The sequence below is a fragment of the Brevibacillus sp. TJ4 genome (assembly GCF_044627595.2).
Classification (GTDB): Bacteria; Bacillota; Bacilli; order Brevibacillales; family Brevibacillaceae; genus Brevibacillus.
In genome coordinates this window covers 2,571,048-2,592,220 of record NZ_CP185865.1, presented here as the reverse complement: position 1 = coordinate 2,592,220, position 21,173 = coordinate 2,571,048, and the positions used below count along the sequence as shown (strand labels likewise).

Sequence of the window (21,173 nt, the reverse complement as noted above, 5' to 3'; positions counted from 1 at the left end):
AAAAGATTGCCTTACGTCAGACGTCAACCGGTCGTCGCCATTTTTTCCTGCACGTGCTTCTCATCCAGCTCGCGCATTTTCAGGAAGGAGGCGATCGCCACTTCTACCTGACTGTCATCCGGTTCGCGTGTGGTGATTTTTTGCAGCCACAGACCGGGGTAGCCCAGGTAGCGCAGAACAGGGATATCACGCAGCTTGTTGGTAATCTGCAGCACCTCGTAGGAGACGCCGATTACGAGCGGCAGAAGGACGATGCGCTGGACGACCCGCTCTGTCAACGACTGGTAGTCGAAGAGAGAATAGATCACGACACCGACGATGACCGAGAAGATCAAAAAACTGCTGCCGCAGCGATAATGCAGGGTAGAAGTGGACTGTACATTCTTTACTGTCAATTCTAGCCCTTTCTCGAACGCGTTAATCACTTTGTGTTCAGCGCCGTGGTACTGAAACAGCCTTTTGATGATCGGCGCCTGGGCAATCGCGGTGATGTACGCCAAAAGCAGAATGATTTTGATAATCCCTTCGGCAATCGTTTGCGGTGTACCATCCGGCACCCACTTGCCGAGAAGAAAATCGGCGAGAAAGACCGGAACCAGCGTGAAGACGAATTTGCCGAACAAGAACGACAAGACGCCGACGACCGCGACTCCGAGAATCAAAGTCAGCTTGGATGGACTTTCTGTCACTTCCTCATCGGAATCCATGCTGTAGCGCTCGGATGCGAAGTTGAGATGCTTGGCTCCGTTGGCACTGGCTTCGATCAAACCGACCAGCCCGCGCAGGATCGGAATCTTTTTTAACGGCTTAACCCATGTATATTCTGTACGAGGGGCCTCGAAATACTCGATCTCCTGATTTTTTGTGCGCACAGCCGTAACTGTTACCGTTTTTCCTCCGAACATAACGCCTTCAATTACAGCCTGCCCACCGTAGTTCGGTACTGTTTGTTGCGACAACGTGTATCACCATCCTTACCTCTTATATTAGCGGAAAAAGAGTCTTGAATCCACAAGAGTTCACGGAAATCGCCACGGGGGGAATATGGTAGTGAAAAGATGGCAGTCGGCACATACTACTGCCGAGGTGATCCAATCGTGGAAATGACCAAGGTAAGAGAATCGGGGGAAAAGCGGACAAAGCAAGGATCGAACCGGATTTCAGCAGTCAAATTGATGGAGGTAGCCTTTTGGGGAACGGTGTTTTGGGGGATCGGTCGCTTGGTGATGCACTTCCTTCATTTTACACCCTACGGCCTGGGGACTTTTGCCCGAAATTTCTTTTTGAACACAGCCGGGATCAGGACGTTTCCTGCCATCTTGCTCGGATTGCTGGCAATGCTCGTCGCCAGCTTCCTCGCTTCGCTGGTGTATTCGCTGTTGTTCAGCCGATCCCGCGTCTGGTGGCATGGTTTGCTGTACGGAGCGGTTTTGCTCGTGGTGTTTGGTGTTTTCTTTGACATGGCGGAGTGGAAGATGGCGACAGTCGCTTCGGAAGCAGCCTGGTTTCTCACCTATGGCTTGTTTGTCGGGATGACCTTGTCGCTGGAACGATCCGATCTGTAAGCGGGATGGCGTCCCATCCCTTTTTGGCAATGCGTCAAAATCTTTGCAACAGGCAGACAGGAGATCGCGGCTGCGTGTTGAAATTTCTAATGCCTGTCTATTTTTATGAAATAAAAAATTTTTTGCTGAAATGCGGGAGGGATGCGCGGTGGTTTCAATCCTATTGCTGAACGGACCGAATCTGAACATGCTCGGGAAACGCGAACCAGAGGTATACGGCAGCCAGACTCTGGAGGATATCGTCGCTTCTTTGAACAAAATCATGGTGGAGGAGCTGGGCGGCAAGCTGGAGCATGTCCAGTCCAATCACGAAGGCGTCCTGATAGACGCGATCCACCAGGCAAAAGGCGTGCATGACGGCATCGTCTTCAATCCGGGCGCGTTTACCCATTACAGTTACGCATTGCGCGATGCACTGTCCAGTGTCATGCTGCCGACGATCGAAATTCACATGTCCAATGTGCATGCACGGGAGGAGTTCCGCCATACATCTGTCATCGCGCCGATCGTCATGGGGCAGGTCGTCGGGCTTGGCTCGGACGGATACGAATGGGCGTTGCGGGCGCTGGTACGCAAAATTAAAGCCAGCCGCTAACGGGAACAATGATGGAAACACGCACATGAAAAGGGGAGATTGGCTGTGAGTGGACGTTTGGAAAAACTGCGCGTAGAACTGGAGAAGATCGGGGCAGAAGCGTTCATTACGGAGAAGCCGGAAAACCGACTGTACTTGAGCGGCTTTTCCGGTTCGACCGGTTCGGTAGTCGTGACTGCAGACCAGGCTTTTCTGGTCACCGATTTTCGCTATGTGGAGCAGGCGGCTGAACAGGCGCCGGATTTTGTAATCGTCAACAACGAGCGCAAAGCGGTCGAGGCGATCGCCAACCTGCTCAAGGAGCAGCGCGTATCGCGTCTTGCTTTTGAAAGCAGCGTCTCGTTCCAGACCTACCAGGATTGGAGCAAGGCGTTCGCCGATGTCGAGTTGCTCCCGACAAACGGCTTGGTGGAAAAAATCCGCATGTACAAAGACGAAGCGGAAATGGTGATCATAAGAGAAGCGGTGCGCATTGCCGAAGCCGCGTTCGAGCATATTCAAGGCTACATCAGGCCGGGTGTGCGCGAGATTGACGTGGCGATGGAGCTGGAGTTTTTCATGCGCAAGCAAGGAGCGACCGGCTCTGCGTTCGACATGATCGTCGCTTCGGGGCCGCGTGGCGCGCTGCCGCACGGAAGAGCTACGGAAAAGGTAATTCAGGCTGGCGAGATGGTGACGATGGATTTCGGTGCCGCTTTCCAAGGCTACAACTCGGATATTACCCGTACAGTCTCGGTCGGAGAGCCGCATCCCAAGATGAGGGAAATCTACGATGTCGTGCTGCGCGCGCAGTTGGCGGGGTTGCAGGCTTTGCAGCCGGGCAATACGTGCAAGGCAGCCGATGCAGCGACACGTGATCTGATCACCCAGGCAGGCTACGGTGATGCGTATGGACACAGTGCCGGACACGGACTGGGCCTGGAAGTGCACGAGCTGCCCCACGTTTCGGCGGCAAGTCAGTTCGTGCTGGAGCCGGGGATGCTGGTCACGATGGAGCCGGGTATCTACATTACGGGTCTTGGCGGCGTCCGGATCGAGGATGACGTGCTGATTACCGCCGACGGACATGAGGTATTGAACAAGACGACGAAAGAGTTGCTCATTTTGCCGGTGTAATTTATACTATTTTTGTTACTGATTGATTTGGGAGGACTATCATGATCTCTGTTAACGATTTTCGGACTGGCTTGACAATCGAAGTAGATGGAAATATTTACCAAGTTCTGGAATTCCAGCATGTGAAGCCAGGTAAAGGGGCGGCATTCGTACGTTCCAAACTGCGCAACCTGCGCAACGGCAACACGACGGAAATGACGTTCCGCGGTGGCGAAAAAGTAAACCCTGCGCGCATCGAGTCGAGCACTATGCAGTACCTGTATGCGAGCGGTGATGACTACACATTTATGAACACCGAAACATACGAGCAACTTACTTTCAGCCGCAACCAAATCGAGCGTGAACTCCGCTTCCTCAAGGAAAACATGAACGTGCAAATCATGCAGTACAACGGGGAAACAATCGGAATTCAGCTTCCGAACACGGTTGAACTCGTCGTTACGGAATGTGAGCCAGGCGTAAAAGGCGATACCGCTTCCAACGTGACCAAAAAAGCGACGCTGGAAACCGGTTTTGTGGTCAACGTGCCGCTGTTCGTCGAGGAAGGCGACCGCTTGATCATCGATACGCGTACAGAGGCGTACGTTTCTCGTGCGTAATGGCATTGACAAAAAAAGCTGCTCCCTGAGGGGCAGCTTTTTTTAATTCCCTCCCAACCATTGCCACAGCTTGAGGATCAACGCCGTAATCCCTGCCGCCATCAGCGGTCCCACCGGGATGCCGCGCAGCAGGACGATGCCGATGATAGAGCCGATGACAAGACCGACGATCATATGCGGCTCGGTGCGCAGCAAATCCAGCCCCTTGCCATTCATCCAGGTGGCCAGCGCTCCCCCTGCGAGAGCCATCAGGCCGATCACTGTCGTAAACAGCGGAGTAATGTCGCGCCAGGAAATCTTTTCGCTGGCAAACGGGACGAGCACCGATATGGTCAAAAACAACAGTCCCAACTCCAGCCCGCGCCGTTCGACCGCGGGAAAGAAGCGCTCGAGGGCAGTCAGCTTGAGAATCAGCAGTATGCTGGCTGCCGTGGCGATGATTGGCGAGCGGCCAATTAATCCTATAATGATCAGGATGACGAGCATCACTTCTCCAGACATCATCGGCATCATAACCCCTGTCCTTGTCCCTGTTCTCCTTTCACTTTATGAGACAAGGTGTGGGAGTATGCGTTTCTGTGTCACATAGGGGGCCAGCGCATAGCGGTCCACTTGTGCGCAGTAGGCGAGATCGTCCGCCAGTCGATGCAAGACAAGCCGTTTTCCCGTCGTCGTCAGCGGCAACAGCTCGGGCAGTCTGTCGGCCAGATGCAGGTAGCTTGCCTGCAGCGCTTTTCCCAGATCGCAAAGCTGAAGCGAGGCAACGCGCTTTTCCGCAAGGCTGATCAGCAGCCCTGCCAACAGACCGTCCTCCAGGGCAAATTCTCCGCGCGTACCGGCGCAGTACAAGGTAATGTCGAGCTGTTTGGAAAGCGCGTGGGTGATACAGGCAGTAGCATTGAGAAAGCAGCCGATCAGCACATGGGCAGCCCGTTCCGCTTTCTGGATCGCCCGCGTGCCGTTCGTCGTCGTCAGGACGAGCTGGCGCCCGGCTGCGGTTTGTGCAGCCAGCTCGGTCGGCGAGTTGGTGAAGTCGAAGCCGGGAATCTTGCGGCAGTGGCGCTCCCCGGCAAGACAGACATCCGTTGTGCGCAATGCGTTCGCCTGTCCGGTTGTCTCCACCGGAACCACGGCGGCAAATCCGTTCCCCAAGGCAGTCACAATCGTACTGGAGGCGCGCAGTACGTCGATGACGATGACGACGCGGTTTGTAATCTGCTCAGCACGTATTTCTTCTACAGTCGGCACAACTTCTATTCGCACGATTCCCGCTCCTTGCCCGCGAAGCTGGCAGCCGTATCGCCGCGCAATCCCCGCCGCAGCGTCTCCAGGGAGAGTACATCCGTATACGCGATATTGCCCAAATTGACGTTACTGCCCAACACTTGCAGCAGCGTCACCTGCTGCTCCTTCTGTGGTGCCTCCCATATCAGCTTGTGCCGCAAATTCCCCGCGGCCTCTGCGACCTCCTCGATAAAGCTGGTATCCATCTTCCCGTCTTTGTCAAACACGCCTACCGTTCCGCTTTCCCGTGCTTCCACGATCACATAGCTGGCTCCAGCCTGCACATCCGCTTGCAGCGTGGCGAGCAGTTCATCGCGCTCCGCCTTGTAACGGGCCGCTTTTTTGCCGTATTCGGTAAACACGGTCAAACCTGCTTCGCGAGCACTGTGGATCGCTTTCTCGCGCTCGTCTCGTGAAAGCGGAAATGTACCGTCTGAAATCTCGACTGCATTGAAGCCGAGGGCGGCCAGCTTTTTCATGTACTCGTCCACGGGTGCACGTCGCTGGGCAATCTCAAAAAACGTGCCGCCGGGCATGATCTGCAGTCCGTGCTGCTTGGCAATCCCGAGCTTTCTTCGCAAAAGGGCAGGAGGGTAGAGAGCCGATGTCCCAAACCCGAGCTTGCATATATCGATATAAGGCGCTCCCAGTTCAAGGGAGTCGGCGAACGCCAACAAGCCCGCTCCTTTGTCAATCACCATGGTGATTCCCGTTGTGCGCGGCTTTTCAGAGCGCTGGCCGGAAGGATCGCTCCACGCGGCTGGCCATGTGAAATCTGTTGTTTCTGGCATCGTGATATTCCTCATTTCCTCAACGCATTTACCCCAGTCTATGCCCAGGCGATAGAAGGAGTGACCCGACTTCCCTAGGCGTTTGCCCAGGGAGCAGTGCTGAAACGCAGGGGGCCAAGCATACAGTGGTAGGGAAGGGGGACGAGGTTCGATGTGGGAAAAAGCAATTTTGGGCATGGCTGTCCTGCGGATGATTTCCGGCAGCTTGGAGCTGATTGCCGCCTTGCTCATTTTAAAAGTAAATCAGGTGGAAAAAGCACTTCTCATCAACTCAGGCTTGGCCATCGTAGGTCCGTTCGTGCTCATTGCGACAACCGCAATCGGTCTGTTGGGCATCTCGGATCGTCTCAGCTTTGCCAAGATTGCCTGGATTCTGCTGGGAATCACATGCATTTTGATCGGAGTGCGCAAATAGCAGTCTGTTTTGGTGCCAAGATTCCACTGGTAATTCGCCTCTCGTTTGGGAATGATATCAGCTAGATGTGAAAACATAAGGAGGGGTGGACATGCGCGACTCGCTGGATAGCCGGATCGCCTATTTGCGCGGCCTGGCAGACGGTTTTGACGTGAATGCGCAGAGTTCGGAAGGAAAATTGATTGCGGAAATGATCGATGTTCTCGACGAGATGCACGCGCACATCCACGAATTGCAGGTGCGTGTGGAGGAAAGCGAGGATTATTTGGAAGCGATCGACGAGGATTTGCAGGATGTGGAACTCTTGTTGTTTGAAGACGACGACGAGCTGTACGAAACGATTGACGACGACGATTGCCTGGTGCGAGACCAGTTGTACGACGAGTACGCCGATCTCGATGATGACGAAGACGCACGCGTGTACGAAACGGCAGATGATGAACACCTCGACACGACGTATGAATTTACATGCCCCAACTGCCAGGAAGTGATCTTTTTGCATGAAGGCGTCGATGATGACGGGTACACCCATTACGTGGTCGAATCACTGGAAAGCCGCGCTGACCTAGAACCCGTCAACCCGACTTGACGGGCAATCCATACAGGACGTGACTTTACTCTGATACCTGTTCACGAGCATGAATGTGTGCTTGCGGACAGGTATTTTTCATGCCCGGCTGCGCTTTTGTCCCTGCTTTTCTAGCATAATCCTCGTCCACTCTCGCATAGGATGGAGATAAGCCTATGTGGACAAAGGCTGCACCACATTCGCGCACATGGTTGTATTCGATCAAAGAGGAGGGCATTTGCCTTGAAAGAGATAGTGGCGCTTTTGCCGGCATCTGTCAGGAGCATCGTGGCCGCCCTACCCTCCACCGTTGCAGAGCAATTGGAAGAGATTCGGCTCAGACAGAACCAGCCCATGGAAATTCGCTACGGACATCAAACCAGCTACGTCACGGCCAGCGGGCACCTGACTTCGATCGCAAGCAACGGCTGGATATTTACCGCCGAGCAGGCGCTCAAGCTGGTCAATCAAATCAGCCAGCACTCCTTGTATGCGCTGGAAGAGGAATTGCGACGAGGCTACATCACCGTCGTCGGAGGACATCGGATCGGAATTGCCGGCAAGGTCGTGCTGGATCGAGGGGAAGTAAAGGGCATCCGCGATGTGACCAGCTTCAACATCCGGATCGCCCGCGAGAAAAAGGGTGTGGCACACGCGGTCATGCCGTATCTGTTTGCGGGCGGCAAGCTGCTCAATACATTGGTCATTTCCCCGCCGCAGTGCGGCAAGACGACGCTTTTGCGCGACATGGCGAGAACGATCAGCTACGGAAGCGAGTGGGCCTCCAGTCGCAAGGTGGGCATTGTGGACGAGCGTTCCGAGCTGGCCGGCTGCTTGCAGGGGGTTCCGCAGCGGGATGTTGGCCCGCGCACCGATGTGCTGGATGCCTGCCCCAAGGCCGTCGGCATGATGATGCTGATTCGCTCGATGTCGCCTGATGTGTTGATCGTAGACGAAATCGGACGCCCCGAGGATGGCGATGCCGTCTGGGAAGCGATTCACGCCGGCGTGGCGGTCATTTGCTCGGCACACGGCGCGGAAGTGAGTGAAGTAGCACAGCGTCCGATGCTGGGCAAGCTGATCCGTCACGGCGCTTTTGCCCGCTACATCGTGCTCAGCCGGGCTAACGGTGTCGGCACGATCCAGGCTGTCTACGACCAGAGCCTGCAACCGCTGACGAAGGAGCGCGCAACATGCTCAAGCTGATCGGAGCGGTACTGGTCCTCGTGTCTGCGTCGATGGTCGGCTGGCAGATCAGCGGCTCCTACGCGAGACGCCCGTTGCAGATTCGCGCGCTGTTGGTGGCACTGCAAATGCTGGAGACGGAGATCGTATACGGCATGACGCCCTTGTCCCGCGCTTTTGTCAAAGTCGGCAAACGCGTAGACGCCGTGGTCGGCAAGCTGTTTTTGCTGGCGGCGGAAATGCTGGAGACCGAGCGGGCGCAGTCGGCGGAGGAAGCGCTGCAACTGGCAATGGAGCGACAATGGCCGCACACGTCGCTGCGCAAACAGGAAAAAGAGGTGCTGGCCAGCCTCGGACTCGTGCTTGGCTCCTCCGACCGGGAAGATCAGGAAAAGCATTTGCGCCTGGCTGTCACGCACCTGCGCGGACTTGAGGAAGAAGCCCGCCTGGAGCAGGCGAAGTACGAAAAAATGTACAAGAGTCTCGGCTTTCTGGGTGGTCTGTTGGTCGTCATCCTGATGTTTTAATGCGAGGTGTTCACAATGGATTTTGATCTGGCACCTGTTTTTCAAATCGGGGCGGTAGGGTTTATAACAGCCATCCTGCAAACGGTTCTGAAGCAGGCAGGTAAAGAAGATATCGCGCATTGGGCGACGCTGGTCGGGTTTATTATCGTCCTGTTCATGGTAGTTCACTACGTCGGCGACTTGTTTACCGAGGTAAAACGGGTCTTCTTGTTCAATTGAGGAGGGAGACCGCATGGAAATCGTACAAATCGTCGGCTTGGGACTGATTGCGACGATCCTGGCCCTGGTCATCAAGGAACAGAAGCCGATGTTCGCGTTCTTGTTGGCTGTGGCCAGCGGCGTCATTATCTTTTACTTTCTTATCGACAAGATCGCAGAAGTAATTGCGGTACTGGAACGATTGGCGGTGCAGGCAGACCTGCATCTCGTCTTTCTGGAGACGATCCTGAAAATTATCGGAATTGCCTATATCGCCGAATTCGGTGCGCAAATGACAAGAGATGCGGGGCAGGGGGCGATCGCCTCCAAGATCGAGATGGCAGGAAAAGTGCTGATTCTGGTCATGGCCGTGCCGATCATCCAGATCATTATCGAAACGGTGATCGATTTGCTGCCTGCATGAGAGGAGGTGGGTGCCGATGGCGCGTCTGGTCTGGACGATCACGCTTTTTCTGTTCTTTTTTTCTATCCCTGTACAAGCCCTCGCAGCGACGTCAGGTCCCCCGACAAACAGCCCGATTCAGGATCTGGTCGAGCAGCAGGTAGGCAATCTCCACGTCGAGAGCGTCGAGCAGTATTGGCGTCAATTGCAGCGCGAGTACGAAGGCTACCTGCCAGACCTGAAGTCACAGGGCTTCGTCCAGTTGCTGATGCAGCAGGGAGATTTGAGTATATCAGGCTTTGTAAAAGGACTTGCTTCCTTTGTGTTTCACGAAATTTTGATGAACGGCAAGCTGCTCAGCTCGATTATCATCATCACCGTATTCGCGATGCTGCTGGAGACGATGCAGAACGCCTTTGAACGAAACACCGTCTCCACCGTCGCCTATTCGATTACGTACCTGGTCTTGATGGTGCTTGCGATCAACAGCTTCCACCTGGCTATCTCCTATGCCAGAGACGCGATTACCAACATGTCCGACTTCATGCTCGCGATGATTCCGCTGGTGATCGCGCTGCTCGCGTCGGTGGGCAATCTCGCTACGGCGACGATGTTTCATCCGTTGATCATCTTTATGATCAACATCAGCGGGATGATCATTACGTATGTCGTATTTCCCTTGCTGTTTCTGTCAGCCTTGCTCTCCATTGTCAGCCTGTTTTCGGAGAGGTACAAGGTGACCCAGTTGGCTACGCTGCTGCGCAACATCGCGATGGGCGTCCTCGGCTCGTTTCTGACGATTTTCCTCGCCGTAATGTCGATCCAGGGAACAGCGACTGCCGTCACGGACGGGGTCACGCTGCGGACAGCCAAATACTTGACGGGCAACTTCGTGCCTATCGTCGGGCGGATGTTTTCCGATGCCGCAGATACGGTACTGAACGCATCTCTGCTTGTCAAAAATGCGGTAGGACTGGCCGGGGTGATCATTTTGCTGATCATGTGCGCGTTTCCGGCGTTGAAGATTCTCGTGCTGGCGATGATTTACAACATCTCGTCGGCGATTTTGCAGCCGCTCGGCTCAAGCCCGATCATTACGGCGCTGGGGACGATCGGCAAAAGCCTGCTGTTCGTCTTTGCCGCCCTGGCTACAGTCGGGCTGATGTTCTTTTTGGCGATCACGATGATTATCGCCGCGGGCAATATCTCCATGATGGTTCGGTAGGTGAGAAGAGATGACCTGGTTAACGCTGTGGCTGAAAAAAATCATCCTCGTGGTCCTGCTTGGCGCCTTTCTCGACCTGATCCTGCCCAATACGAGCCTGCAGCGGTACGTGAAGATGGTCATGGGGTTGATCCTGCTCCTGACGATCATTTCCCCGGTGTTTGCGCTGTTCAGTCTGTCGCAGGATGACCTGGCGCTGCGATTGGACCAGTACCAGCAGGAGCTAGACAAGCCTGCGGACGAGGAGTGGAAGCGGATCACCGACAAGCTGTTGAGACACCAGGACGATCAGGTAACAGCCTACGTCCGTGAGCAGGTGAGCGCTTCTGTAAAGGAGAGCGTGAAACAAGCATACGGGATGGATGTCCAGCATATAGAAATTGTAATGAACCAAGACAACCCCGAACAACCTGTGCTGCAGCGAATCGAACTTGTCGTCACAGACAGCGTAGCGGACGAGGAGGCAGCGGTGCGGCCGATCCAGCCCATCCAACCGATCGAAATCAGCGTCAATCCGGTAACCGCCCCACAGGTCGATCCGCCCGATCAGGAAGTCAGCGTGCAGCAGCCGAATTCCCTTCACGCACAGATCGCCAGCGACATCGCCGCCAGATGGGGACTAGCCAGCAACCAGGTAGTCGTGAAGGACGAGTCTTCACAAGGCGAAAGGCGCTGAACGGATTTTTCGGTCCAGGCAAAGAGAGGTGAGAATGATGTTAGAAAAGCTGAAACAGTTGTGGGCGGGCGACGAAGGCGGGAACAAAACATTGAAGCCGATTCACTACCTCATCGTCATTTTGGGGATCGGGATGGCGATTATGATCCTTACCGACTTTTTGCAGGTGGAGAGGGATCAGCCGCTTGGACTGGGTGGGGTGGAGAGCGACACATCGGCTCCTCCTGACATGCTGGCAGCAGCACCGACCATGGGCAAGGGTGGGGCGCCTGATCTCATCGCCGAGTACGAGAACATGTACGAGACGCAGCTCGCGGAAATTCTCTCCACTGTCATAGGCGTCGGGGAAGTGGAAGTGATGGTAAATCTGGAGTCGACCCCGGAGCTGGTCATGGAAAAGAATACGCGGGCCAGCTCCTCCACCAACCAAGAGGTGGACAAGGACAAAGCCACCCGCAACCAAAATGACCAAAGTCGGGATGAACAGGTGGTGATTATCCAGGGCGACAAGCAGGATCAGCCCGTCATCGTCAAAACGATGAAACCACGCGTCCGCGGCGTACTCGTCGTTGCGAAGGGAGCCGACAACATCCAGGTCAAGGCGTGGATTACAGAAGCCGTACAGAAAGTTCTGGACGTCCCCGTCTACAAGATATCCATTTTGCCCAAAAAAGGGTAGGAGGTAATGTGCGATGATGCTGAAAAGACAAACGGTTTGGCTGTTGACAATGCTGGCGGTGATGGTCGTCCTGTCCGGCTACTACCTGGCCAGGGGACCGCAGGAGCAGGTGCCCGTCTCCGGCGAGCAGCAGGCAGTGAACAAACAAGATCCGATTGCAGGCGTGGTCGTCGAATCCAAACAAGTAGACCAGCCGCCAGAAGCGACTCCCGTCGAAGCGCCCGACACAGAAAACACGGAAGCACCAGTCCCGACAGGCGGATTGCCGATGCCGGTCGCAGATACCCCGAGTGAAGTCTTCCAAGGCTACAAAATGAAGCGGGAAGCGCAAATCCAGCAGCAAAAAGACGAGCAGCTCGCGATTATGAGCAATCCCGATTCCTCTCCGCAGGCAGTCGCTGAGGCAAAAGCCAAGCACGAAGAACTTTCCACCCTCGATAACGCTACCTTGACTGTGGAAGAAATGCTGAAAGCGAGCGGCTACCAGGACGCTGTCGTCTTCATGCAGGATGACAAAGTGACGGTCATCGTGCAAAAAGACCAACTGAGCGCCAGTGAAGCGGTCGAGATTATCGCTCACGTCAAACAGCAGCTCAATGTCCCGGCGACGAATGTCACGGTGAAGTTCCAATCCTCCTGAACGTGCCATGAGCCTGCAACTTGCCGATGGCCGCTTATAACAGTGGCGGGAATCGGGAATGATGGTAAAGGATTTCCTCTTTCATTCTTTGCAAGAAAGAGAGGGGAAATCCTTTCTTGACGTGTACATGCCTAACGGCTACCATGAATTTATGTCTGCTCCTAGAGATTACATAGAAAAACTCTGCGAACACCTACTGAGACGAAGGAGTGCGTAATTGTGTTGAAAATCCATGAAATTCGCGAAATTATCAAGCTGATTGATCAATCTTCCATTCAAGAGTTCAAACTTGAAACAGAGGATGGCAAAGTATCTTTGAAAAAATCGTCCGGAGCCGAGACTGTCGTCGTCTCCCAAGCTGTTGCTCCGGCTCCTGTTGCGCCTGTAGCGGCAGCGCCTGCTCAAGCTGCACCTGCTGCTGCACCGGTAGCGGAAGCACCGAAGGCAGCTCCTGCGGAGGCAGAGGTAGACTTGTACCGGATTGTCTCTCCGATGGTCGGAACCTTCTACAAATCGCCGGAGCCTGGCAAGCCAGCCTACGTGCAGGTGGGCGACAAGGTGACCAAGAACAAGGTCGTCTGCATCGTCGAGGCGATGAAGCTGTTCAACGAAATCGAAGCAGAAGTGGAAGGCGAGATCGTCAAAGTGCTGGTTGAAGATGGCCAACTGGTCGAGTACGGTCAGCCGCTGTTCTTGGTTAAGCCGGAATAAAACAGGGGAGGAAGCGAAATGTTTCAAAAAGTATTGATTGCCAACCGCGGCGAGATTGCTGTACGCGTCATCCGTGCCTGCCGCGAACTGGGCATTCGTACGGTCGCTGTCTACTCTGATGCAGACCGCGAAGCGCTGCATGTCAAACTGGCAGACGAAGCGTATTGCATTGGCCCGAAAACGTCAAAAGAGAGCTACCTGAGCATCGCCAACATTATGAGCGTAGCCACCAAAGTAGGGGCGGACGCCATCCACCCCGGGTACGGGTTTTTGGCGGAGAACGCTGATTTTGCAGAAATTTGCGCAGCTTGCAACATTACCTTTATCGGACCGGACCCGGAAGCGATCATCAAGATGGGCGACAAGTCGACGGCCAAGGAAACGATGAAGTCAGCAGGAGTTCCGACAGTCCCAGGCACTGACGGACTTGTCGAGGATATTGCCGAGGCGATTCGCACGGCCAACGAAATCGGCTATCCCGTGATGGTGAAGGCGACAGCGGGCGGCGGCGGACGCGGTATGCGCGTAGCAGTCGACGACGAGGATTTGGAAAAGGCGATCCGTCAGGCGCAGAACGAAGCGAAGACGGCCTTCGGCAACCCTGGCGTCTATCTGGAGAAGTTCGTCGAGGGGCCGCGCCACGTAGAAATCCAGATCATGGCAGACAAACACGGCAATGTTGTCTACCTGGGTGAGCGGGACTGCTCGATTCAGCGCCGTCACCAGAAATTGATCGAAGAAGCGCCTTCTCCAGCCTTGAGCCCAGAGCTTCGCGCCCAAATGGGGGAAGCGGCAGTAGCGGCAGCACGCGCTGTCAACTACCACGGTGCCGGTACGGTCGAATTCCTTCTGGACAAACACGGGAAATTCTACTTCATGGAAATGAACACGCGGATTCAGGTGGAACACCCCGTTACCGAACTGGTTACAGGTTACGACCTGATCAAGGAGCAGATTACGGTAGCGGCTGGCCACCCGCTCTCCTTTACCCAGGATGAAGTGAAACTGGACGGGTGGGCGATCGAATGTCGCATCAACGCCGAGAATCCGGCGAAAAACTTCATGCCGTCTCCGGGTCAGATCACGGATTACCTGCCGCCGGGTGGCTTTGGCGTTCGCGTGGACAGCGCAGCCTACGCAGGCTATACGATCCCGCCTTACTACGATTCGATGATCGCCAAGCTGATCGTCTGGGGCAAAGACCGCGATGAAGCGATTGCGCGGATGAAGCGGGCGCTGGAGGAGTTTGTCGTCGGTGGCATTTCCACGACCATTCCGTTCCACTTGAAAGTGCTCGAACACGAAGTTTTTGTCGGGGGAGATTTTGACACAAAATTTTTGGAAAACTACCCCCTCGATTTGAGCGAAGAATAAGGCTTGGTTTGTAAATAAGGCTTCATATTGTTATAATGGAATACAAACCACAAGGGAGGTGCGAAACGTGGAAGAATTTGCATCTGATTTAGAAAAAACAGAGCTTGGCAAAGTGCAGATTGCTCCCGAAGTTTTGGAAGTGATCGCGGGGATGGCAGCCGCTGAAGTGGAAGGCGTAGCCTCGATGAGCGGCGGATTTGTCGGTGAAATAGCAGAACGATTGGGTCGTAAAAATATAGCCCGCGGCGTTCGGGTAGAAGTCGGCTCCCGCGAAGCGGCAGTTGATGTGTCTATTATCGTGAAATACGGTCATCGCATTCCTGATGTTGCTCGCGATATTCAAGAAAGCGTCCGCAACGGTATCGAGAGCATGACAGGGCTGTCAGTTGTAGAAGTAAATGTACATATCGTTGATGTAGAACTGAAGGCCGAGGAAAAAGCACCGCCTGCGGCGGCAGTAGAAGAGTATCAACGCGTACGTTAACAAGCAGCGGCTGGATGCCCCCTGTAATCAGGGGGCATTTTCCGCATCATCTGCCAGTGGGGATTTCGAACCCTTGCCTGGCAGAGAGCGGGGAGCGGGCTGAAAGGAGAGATGCATGTGAACTTGTTTGACCGATTTATCCTGACGATATACAGCTTTGCCCTGATTGTCTTGTCCTGCATGATGATTGTAGCTACCAGCGGGTGGTTCGCTCCGGAGGTTTTCCGTCCATACATCGATCAGATGCTGGCGGGAACCAACCTCGCCTACTTGATCGTCGCCATTCTCTTCCTCATTGTCAGTCTCCGCTTCTTTTTCAGCTCATTTCGTTCCCGCAAACCGAAAGCAGACCGCGGCATTCGCCAGCGTACTGATCTGGGGGAAATCAACATCACGATCCCGACGATTCAGGCTATTGCCGAGCGGGCAGCCAGACAGGTAAAAGGGATTCGCGATCTGAAAACGGCGGTCAAGGTATTGGACAGCGGTACGATGATTTCCTTGCGCGTCTCTGTAGACGGTGAGACACCGTTTCCGGAGTTGACGAACCAACTGCAAAGCGAAGTGAAAGAGCAGGTAGAGCGAATTACGGGACTGTTGATTACCGAAGTAGCTGTCGTCGTGACGGAAGTGGTTCAGCAGGAAAATTACGCTGTTCGCAAACGAGTAGAATAGAAGGTGAGCGCCATGAACTGGGAGTTGTTGTGGGAACATAAGGGGAAACTACTGGGGATCCTGGCGGGAATTTTTTTCGGGATCGTCTACCTTCTCGTCGGTTTTTGGGATACACTGGTGTTTGTCGTGTTTATCGGAACCGGTTTTTACATTGGACGGAAATTGGATCACAAAGAGGATTTGCGGGACATCCTCGACCGAATTCTTCCGGGGAAGTTTCGGTAAATATAGGCTTGGGGGAATCAGGCGCGGCTTGATCGCTCCCTAAACTCACGTTGATTAGTAGGTGAATGGAAGAATGAAGCGTAGAACAGCACGAGAAAAGGCAGTCCAGTGCCTGTTTCAGATCGACATGGCAGAGGTTCCGCTGAAAGAGGCAGTCTCCATGGTCATGGAAGATTCGGATGAGGATACACAGTTTTTGTACTATCTGCTCGAAGGCGTAATGGAGCATCAGAGCGAAATCGACAATGAGATCAAGAAATACTTGCGCGGCTGGCAGCTTGAGCGGATTGCCAACGTAGACAGGGCAATTCTCAGACTCGCTTTCTTCGAGATCATGTTTGACCAAAACACACCGGACAAGGTGGTAATGAACGAAGCGATTGAAATTGCCAAGCTGTTTAGCGATGAGCAGTCGCACCGCTATATCAACGGCGTGCTCTCCAGCTTTTTGCAGTCGCGGAAAACAGCGCAGGCGTAGCAGACGGGGGACGTAGAGCATGACCAAGGTATTGTTGGGCATTGACACGAGCAATTACCGGACATCACTCTGCTTGGCTCAGGAAGACGGCCGGATTGTCGCAGAAGAGAAGCGCCTCCTCAAGGTGAAGGAGGGAAAGCGTGGACTGCAGCAATCCGAAGCCGTCTTTCAGCATGTGATGAACCTGCCGGAATTAAGTGAACGAATGGGCTGGAGCGAGTACGAGATCGCAGCCGTATGCGTAAGCGAGAAGCCACGGCCGGTCGATCAGTCGTACATGCCGGTGTTTAAAGTGGGCGAGGGCCTGGCTCGTTCATTGTCCGTCTATTTGCAGGTGCCGCTGTATTTGACTACCCATCAGGAGGGGCATATTGCAGCCGGGGAGTACACGGCAGAGAGCCGCCCTGTACAAGACCGATTCTTGGCGGTTCACCTGTCCGGCGGTACAAGCGAGCTGTTGCTTTGCGAACGCCAGCAGGCTGGCTACAGCATTGAAAAGGTCGGCGGAACCATCGACTTGCATGCGGGTCAACTCGTGGACCGGATCGGCGTAGCGATGGGTATGTCCTTTCCGGCCGGACCGCAGCTCGAGCAGCTTGCCCGGGGTGCACAGGAGGAGTTTCGCGTCAGTTCAGCGGTGGAAGGACTGTCCTTCAGCTTCTCAGGTCCGGAAGCATCCTTGCTGCGGGCGATCGAAGCAGGCGCTGCGGGGCAGGCGGAGATTGCCAGGGCGACCGAACAGTGCATCGCCAATACGCTGGAGAAGGTGCTGCGCAACGCCCGTGAGCAGGGACTTCCGAACGAGGTGCTGATCGTCGGCGGGGTCGCAGCCAACCAGTATATTCGGGAACGGTTGGTCAAACGCCTGGAGCACCCTGCTGTCAACATGAAGCTGTACTTTTGCGATCCGGTGTACTCCGGAGACAACGCATACGGCGTAGCGATGCTGGGTTGGATGAAGCAAAAAGCGAACATTAATGAGGGCTAAACATTTTATGATTCGCCTTTACACCAACCGCACAAATCGCTACACTAAGGGTAACAACGTGATGAAGGGGGCCATTTTTCCATGGCTGCAACGATTCTCCAGGGCAAAGAAGTAGCGGCGAGCATCCGCGCCGAATTGGCGGAAGAAGTAAACGAGCTGAAAAAACAGGGGCTTACGCCCGGCTTGACAGTGGTTCTGGTCGGAGATGACCCGGCTTCCCACTCGTACGTGCGCGGCAAGGAAAAAGGCTGTGCAGAAGTCGGCATCCGCTCCGAGATCATCTTGAAGGATGCTGCGACGACAGAAGCAGAACTTGTCGGGATCATCGAGGAATTGAACCAGAATCCGAATGTTCACGGCATTTTGGTTCAGCTTCCACTGCCTGCGCATATTTCTGAAACGGCTATTATTGAAGCGATTCATCCATCCAAAGACGTGGACGGCTTCCATCCGATCAGCGTCGGCAATATGGTGATCGGCAACAAGACGCTCTTGCCATGCACGCCGCACGGGGTAATCGAGCTGATCAAGCGGACAGGTACGGAAATCGCCGGCAAGCACGCCGTCGTTATCGGCCGCAGCAATATCGTCGGCAAACCGGTGGCATTGCTGCTGCAGCAGGAAAACGCGACTGTGACGATGTGCCACTCCCGCACGCAAAACTTGCAGGAGTTTACGCAAAAGGCGGACATTCTCGTCGTCGCGACGGGCAAACCGCACATGATTGGCAAGGAACACGTAAAGCCGGGCGCGGTCGTAATCGATGTCGGGGTCAACCGGATCGAGTCTGGCAAGCTGGTCGGCGACGTCAAGTTTGACGAAGTACAGGAAGTAGCCAGCTATTTGACGCCGGTGCCAGGTGGAGTCGGACCGATGACGATCACCATGCTGTTGAAAAATACGGTGCTTGCCGCCAAGGCGCAAGCAGGATTGTAAGCATCGCGGGACACGCCTGATGCCGGGGGTGTCAGCGCGACGGGCAATGCCAGGGGAGGGGCGTATGGCGATTCAGGATATTTTATCAGTCAGCCAGTTGAACCGCAGGATCAAACAACTGCTGGAACGGGAAGCGCTGCTGCAGGACGTATGGGTACGCGGAGAAATCTCCAATTTTACCCACCACACCAGCGGCCATATGTACTTCACGCTGAAGGATGACCAATCCAGACTGAAAATCGTGATGTTTGCCAGCTATAACCGTTTTCTTCGCTTTCTGCCCAAGAATGGAACCAAGGCGATCGTGCGTGGTTCCATTTCTGCCTTTGAGCGGGACGGAGCGTACCAGTTGTACGCCAGGGAGATGCAGCCGGACGGTCTGGGCTCGCTCTATCTGGCGTTCGAGCAATTGAAAGAAAAGCTGGCGGCGGAAGGGCTTTTCGCTGCGGAACGAAAGCGGCAGCTGCCTCGCTTTCCGAAAAAAGTAGGGGTGGTCACGTCGCCTACCGGGGCTGCCATCCGCGATATTTGCACGACGATCAAACGCCGCTATCCGCAGGCGGAAATCGTACTCGCTCCCGCTCTCGTCCAGGGCGTCGAGGCACCGCCATCGATCGTCAAGGCGATTCGCATGATCAACACGCATCCAGGTATCGATGTGCTCATCGTCGGGCGCGGCGGCGGCTCGATCGAAGAGCTGTGGGCTTTCAATGACGAGCTGGTCGCACGGGCCATTGCCACCTCCTCGATTCCGGTCATCTCTGCGGTCGGACATGAGACGGATGTGACGATTGCCGATTTTGTTGCCGACGTTCGCGCCGCGACCCCGACTGCGGCGGCGGAACTGGCTGTCCCGCATTATTTGGAATGGCAGGAGCGCGTGCGGCAGCTCGACATCCGGCTTCAGCGCTCGGTTCAGCAGCGCCTGTCCGCCGAGCGAAAACGGCTGGAGCGGCTGGCTGGCTCGTATGCGATGCGTCAGCCCCAACGACGTCTGGAGGAGGCTGCCCAGCATCTCGACACGCTGCAGCTTCGCATGCGCAAGTCGATTCGCCAGTTGCTGCGCGCAAGGCATGAGCAGTACGGTCGGCTGGAAGAGCGGATCAGGCGCTATCGGCTGAGCGGTCAGGTAGAGGAGCAGCGCAAGCGGGTCGGCGCCTTGCGCGCAACTCTCGACGAGCGGATGAGAGCCCATGTGCGGCATAAGAAGCAAGCCTTTGCCTCACGGGTAGCCCATCTCGATGCACTAAGTCCGCTCAAGGTCATGCAGCGTGGCTACTCACTGGTTTACAGAGGCGACGAGCTGATCAAATCGGTGGAGCAGATTGCCCGTGACGACAAGCTCATGGTACGATTGAACGATGGAAGCGTGACGGCAAGCGTCGAACGAATCGAGCGGAAGGAGAAGGAAAATGGCTCGCAAGAAAACGGACCAAGAAGTTGACCTGCAATTCGAGGAAGCGATGAAGCGGCTGGAAGAAGTCGTCCAGCGACTGGAAGAAGGAGAGATTCCTTTGGAGGAAGCGATCCATCTGTACCAGGAAGGCGTCACCTTGTCCCGCATTTGCGGACAAAAGCTGGATGCGATCGAAGCGAAAATTACACAGTTGATTGAAGAAGACGGTCAGGTAAAGCAGAAGGCGTTTTCTGTGGAAGGGGAAGTTTGATGGTGGGGACACTCCAGGCCTATTTGGCGGAAAAGACTGCTTACATTGAACAACATCTTCTGCCTTGTTTAGAGCAGGAAGGGGTTCCGGATTCGCTATACGAATCGATGCGTTACTCGCTGATGGCGGGCGGCAAACGGCTGCGTCCGATGCTTGTCCTGGCCGTCCTCGAAGCACTGGACAAGCCTGTAAAGCGCGGGCTTCCGTTCGCCTGTGCGCTGGAAATGATTCATACATACTCGCTGATCCACGACGACCTGCCTGCCATGGACGATGACGATCTGCGCCGCGGCAAGCCGACCAACCACAAGGTGTTCGGAGAAGCGACCGCGATACTGGCAGGCGACGCCTTGCTGACCCGCGCGTTTTCGCTGATTGCCGAATCGTATCAGGCAGACCCGGAAGTACAGCCGGCCACGACCGTCAAGCTGATCGCCGAACTGGGCAAACGGGCAGGCGCCCAGGGCATGGTTGGCGGCCAGATGGCAGATATTGAAGGCGAGGGCAAACGGCTCGACCTGGAGCAGTTGTCGTACATCCATCAGCACAAGACGGGCGATCTGCTGGTCGCTGCCTTGCGCGGCGGGGGATATTTGGCGGAAGCAAGCGACGAGCAGATGGAGGCTCTCACCCGCTACGGCGTATGCATCGGACACGCCTTTCAGATTCAGGACGACATCCTGAATGTAGAAGGAGACGCAGCGCTGCTGGGGAAAGCTGTCGGCAGCGACGCGGACCGGGAGAAGGCAACCTATCCCTCCCTGCTGGGTCTGGAGGAATCAAGGCGACGCCTGCACGCGCTCATCGACGAGGCGAAGACGGCATTGGCCGAGGCAGGACTGTCCCACTCGATCCTGCCGCAGCTCGCTGATTACGTCTGCAACCGGAAAAACTGACCCGAAAGCTGGCTTTCCGTGCAAGGATCGCCGGCTTTTTCTTTTGCGCAAGAGATGTAACGTGCAGTTTTACCAGAGCGTACTTACAAGGGAAAATAAGGGCAGCCGCTTTCTTCCATTGGCAACATATGCGGAAAAGTGGTGTTTTTCATAAGAAACCGTTATAATGAATCAAGCTGATATCCGAGAGGCTTTATTCAGCATGCGCAGGCACATTCTCGGATAGCACGGATTGGATCGCAGCATGCCCAATCACCGGAGAAGCTACCAGTG

General features: G+C 55.0%; 29 protein-coding genes. 25 read left to right on the top strand and 4 right to left on the bottom strand.

The features are described 5' to 3' along the window. Positions 1 to 23: 23 nt before the first annotated feature. Positions 24 to 959 (bottom strand): DUF1385 domain-containing protein, encoded by a 936-nt coding sequence (locus ACAF76_RS12700; protein WP_400163921.1) that lies wholly within the window; start codon positions 957 to 959, stop codon positions 24 to 26. 99 nt (positions 960 to 1,058) lie between these two features. Here ACAF76_RS12700 and ACAF76_RS12695 point away from each other — a divergent pair, with 99 nt between their 5' ends. The 4 genes from ACAF76_RS12695 (at position 1,059) to efp (ending at position 3,875) form a co-directional block, all read left to right on the top strand. Beyond that, positions 1,059 to 1,565 (top strand): YqhR family membrane protein, encoded by a 507-nt coding sequence (locus tag ACAF76_RS12695; RefSeq protein WP_400163920.1) that lies wholly within the window; start codon positions 1,059 to 1,061, stop codon positions 1,563 to 1,565. A gap of 148 nt (positions 1,566 to 1,713) precedes the next feature. After that, positions 1,714 to 2,160, top strand: coding sequence for a type II 3-dehydroquinate dehydratase (gene aroQ / locus ACAF76_RS12690; protein WP_400163919.1), 447 nt, complete (start codon positions 1,714 to 1,716; stop codon positions 2,158 to 2,160). Between the two features lie 45 nt (positions 2,161 to 2,205). Beyond that, positions 2,206 to 3,276, top strand: a complete 1,071-nt coding sequence (locus tag ACAF76_RS12685; protein WP_400163918.1) for a M24 family metallopeptidase — start codon at positions 2,206 to 2,208, stop codon at positions 3,274 to 3,276. 41 nt (positions 3,277 to 3,317) lie between these two features. Then, positions 3,318 to 3,875: an elongation factor P gene (gene efp / locus ACAF76_RS12680; protein ID WP_400163917.1), complete on the top strand. Its 558-nt coding sequence runs from the start codon at positions 3,318 to 3,320 to the stop codon at positions 3,873 to 3,875. Between the two features lie 42 nt (positions 3,876 to 3,917). Here efp and ACAF76_RS12675 read toward each other — a convergent pair whose 3' ends face one another. Genes ACAF76_RS12675 through ACAF76_RS12665 form a run of 3 tightly spaced genes read right to left on the bottom strand, consistent with a single transcriptional unit; the run spans position 3,918 to position 5,950 of the window. Then, entirely contained in the window at positions 3,918 to 4,379 is a 462-nt protein-coding gene (locus tag ACAF76_RS12675) for a DUF441 domain-containing protein (RefSeq protein WP_400163916.1), read from the bottom strand. Between the two features lie 42 nt (positions 4,380 to 4,421). Beyond that, on the bottom strand, positions 4,422 to 5,138 hold the full coding sequence (locus tag ACAF76_RS12670; RefSeq protein ID WP_400163915.1) for a 2-phosphosulfolactate phosphatase: 717 nt from the start codon (positions 5,136 to 5,138) through the stop codon (positions 4,422 to 4,424). Further along, positions 5,129 to 5,950: a phosphosulfolactate synthase gene (locus ACAF76_RS12665; RefSeq protein WP_400163914.1), complete on the bottom strand. Its 822-nt coding sequence runs from the start codon at positions 5,948 to 5,950 to the stop codon at positions 5,129 to 5,131. The genes ACAF76_RS12670 and ACAF76_RS12665 overlap by 10 nt, the downstream gene beginning before the upstream one ends. A gap of 151 nt (positions 5,951 to 6,101) precedes the next feature. Here ACAF76_RS12665 and ACAF76_RS12660 point away from each other — a divergent pair, with 151 nt between their 5' ends. The 21 genes from ACAF76_RS12660 to ACAF76_RS12560 all read left to right on the top strand — a co-directional run bounded on the left by ACAF76_RS12660 (position 6,102) and on the right by ACAF76_RS12560 (position 20,900). Then, a complete protein-coding gene (locus ACAF76_RS12660; protein ID WP_400163913.1) occupies positions 6,102 to 6,365 on the top strand; it encodes a YqhV family protein in 264 nt (87 codons plus the stop codon). Between the two features lie 91 nt (positions 6,366 to 6,456). Then, the gene (locus ACAF76_RS12655) at positions 6,457 to 6,954 is read left to right on the top strand and encodes a CD1247 N-terminal domain-containing protein (RefSeq protein ID WP_400163912.1); all 498 of its coding nucleotides are present in this window, start codon (positions 6,457 to 6,459) and stop codon (positions 6,952 to 6,954) included. 222 nt (positions 6,955 to 7,176) lie between these two features. Beyond that, a complete protein-coding gene (gene spoIIIAA / locus ACAF76_RS12650) occupies positions 7,177 to 8,139 on the top strand; it encodes a stage III sporulation protein AA (RefSeq protein ID WP_400163911.1) in 963 nt (320 codons plus the stop codon). Next, on the top strand, positions 8,127 to 8,645 hold the full coding sequence (gene spoIIIAB / locus ACAF76_RS12645) for a stage III sporulation protein SpoIIIAB (RefSeq protein ID WP_400163910.1): 519 nt from the start codon (positions 8,127 to 8,129) through the stop codon (positions 8,643 to 8,645). Before spoIIIAA ends, spoIIIAB begins: the two co-directional genes overlap by 13 nt. A 15-nt stretch (positions 8,646 to 8,660) precedes the next feature. Beyond that, entirely contained in the window at positions 8,661 to 8,864 is a 204-nt protein-coding gene (gene spoIIIAC, locus ACAF76_RS12640) for a stage III sporulation protein AC (protein WP_400163909.1), read from the top strand. Between the two features lie 13 nt (positions 8,865 to 8,877). Continuing rightward, positions 8,878 to 9,267 carry a stage III sporulation protein AD gene (spoIIIAD, locus tag ACAF76_RS12635; RefSeq protein ID WP_400163908.1) on the top strand — a complete coding sequence of 130 codons (390 nt, stop codon included), beginning with the start codon at positions 8,878 to 8,880 and terminating at the stop codon, positions 9,265 to 9,267. Between the two features lie 16 nt (positions 9,268 to 9,283). Continuing rightward, complete coding sequence (spoIIIAE, locus tag ACAF76_RS12630; RefSeq protein WP_400163907.1) at positions 9,284 to 10,471, top strand: stage III sporulation protein AE; 1,188 nt, start codon at positions 9,284 to 9,286, stop codon at positions 10,469 to 10,471. Positions 10,472 to 10,481: 10 nt separating this feature from the next. Continuing rightward, positions 10,482 to 11,147, top strand: coding sequence for a stage III sporulation protein AF (spoIIIAF, locus tag ACAF76_RS12625; protein ID WP_400163906.1), 666 nt, complete (start codon positions 10,482 to 10,484; stop codon positions 11,145 to 11,147). A 37-nt stretch (positions 11,148 to 11,184) separates the two neighbouring features. Further along, positions 11,185 to 11,826: a stage III sporulation protein AG gene (gene spoIIIAG, locus ACAF76_RS12620; protein WP_400163905.1), complete on the top strand. Its 642-nt coding sequence runs from the start codon at positions 11,185 to 11,187 to the stop codon at positions 11,824 to 11,826. 13 nt (positions 11,827 to 11,839) lie between these two features. Beyond that, positions 11,840 to 12,466, top strand: a complete 627-nt coding sequence (locus ACAF76_RS12615) for a SpoIIIAH-like family protein (protein ID WP_400163904.1) — start codon at positions 11,840 to 11,842, stop codon at positions 12,464 to 12,466. A gap of 219 nt (positions 12,467 to 12,685) precedes the next feature. After that, positions 12,686 to 13,177 carry an acetyl-CoA carboxylase biotin carboxyl carrier protein gene (accB, locus tag ACAF76_RS12610; RefSeq protein ID WP_400163903.1) on the top strand — a complete coding sequence of 164 codons (492 nt, stop codon included), beginning with the start codon at positions 12,686 to 12,688 and terminating at the stop codon, positions 13,175 to 13,177. An 18-nt stretch (positions 13,178 to 13,195) separates the two neighbouring features. Beyond that, complete coding sequence (gene accC / locus ACAF76_RS12605) at positions 13,196 to 14,551, top strand: acetyl-CoA carboxylase biotin carboxylase subunit (RefSeq protein ID WP_400163902.1); 1,356 nt, start codon at positions 13,196 to 13,198, stop codon at positions 14,549 to 14,551. 67 nt (positions 14,552 to 14,618) lie between these two features. After that, complete coding sequence (locus ACAF76_RS12600; RefSeq protein ID WP_400163901.1) at positions 14,619 to 15,035, top strand: Asp23/Gls24 family envelope stress response protein; 417 nt, start codon at positions 14,619 to 14,621, stop codon at positions 15,033 to 15,035. A gap of 111 nt (positions 15,036 to 15,146) precedes the next feature. After that, positions 15,147 to 15,710, top strand: coding sequence for an alkaline shock response membrane anchor protein AmaP (amaP, locus tag ACAF76_RS12595; RefSeq protein WP_400163900.1), 564 nt, complete (start codon positions 15,147 to 15,149; stop codon positions 15,708 to 15,710). Positions 15,711 to 15,722: 12 nt separating this feature from the next. Continuing rightward, complete coding sequence (locus ACAF76_RS12590) at positions 15,723 to 15,935, top strand: DUF2273 domain-containing protein (RefSeq protein WP_400163899.1); 213 nt, start codon at positions 15,723 to 15,725, stop codon at positions 15,933 to 15,935. Between the two features lie 73 nt (positions 15,936 to 16,008). Next, positions 16,009 to 16,413, top strand: a complete 405-nt coding sequence (gene nusB / locus ACAF76_RS12585; RefSeq protein ID WP_400163898.1) for a transcription antitermination factor NusB — start codon at positions 16,009 to 16,011, stop codon at positions 16,411 to 16,413. A gap of 19 nt (positions 16,414 to 16,432) precedes the next feature. Then, entirely contained in the window at positions 16,433 to 17,401 is a 969-nt protein-coding gene (locus ACAF76_RS12580) for an O-sialoglycoprotein endopeptidase (protein WP_400163897.1), read from the top strand. Positions 17,402 to 17,482: 81 nt separating this feature from the next. Next, entirely contained in the window at positions 17,483 to 18,337 is an 855-nt protein-coding gene (gene folD, locus ACAF76_RS12575) for a bifunctional methylenetetrahydrofolate dehydrogenase/methenyltetrahydrofolate cyclohydrolase FolD (RefSeq protein ID WP_400163896.1), read from the top strand. Between the two features lie 64 nt (positions 18,338 to 18,401). Then, the gene (xseA, locus tag ACAF76_RS12570; protein ID WP_400163895.1) at positions 18,402 to 19,781 is read left to right on the top strand and encodes an exodeoxyribonuclease VII large subunit; all 1,380 of its coding nucleotides are present in this window, start codon (positions 18,402 to 18,404) and stop codon (positions 19,779 to 19,781) included. Next, positions 19,750 to 20,004, top strand: coding sequence for an exodeoxyribonuclease VII small subunit (xseB, locus tag ACAF76_RS12565; RefSeq protein WP_400163894.1), 255 nt, complete (start codon positions 19,750 to 19,752; stop codon positions 20,002 to 20,004). The genes xseA and xseB overlap by 32 nt, the downstream gene beginning before the upstream one ends. Then, positions 20,004 to 20,900: a polyprenyl synthetase family protein gene (locus ACAF76_RS12560; RefSeq protein ID WP_400163893.1), complete on the top strand. Its 897-nt coding sequence runs from the start codon at positions 20,004 to 20,006 to the stop codon at positions 20,898 to 20,900. The genes xseB and ACAF76_RS12560 overlap by 1 nt, the downstream gene beginning before the upstream one ends. Positions 20,901 to 21,173 lie beyond the last annotated feature (273 nt).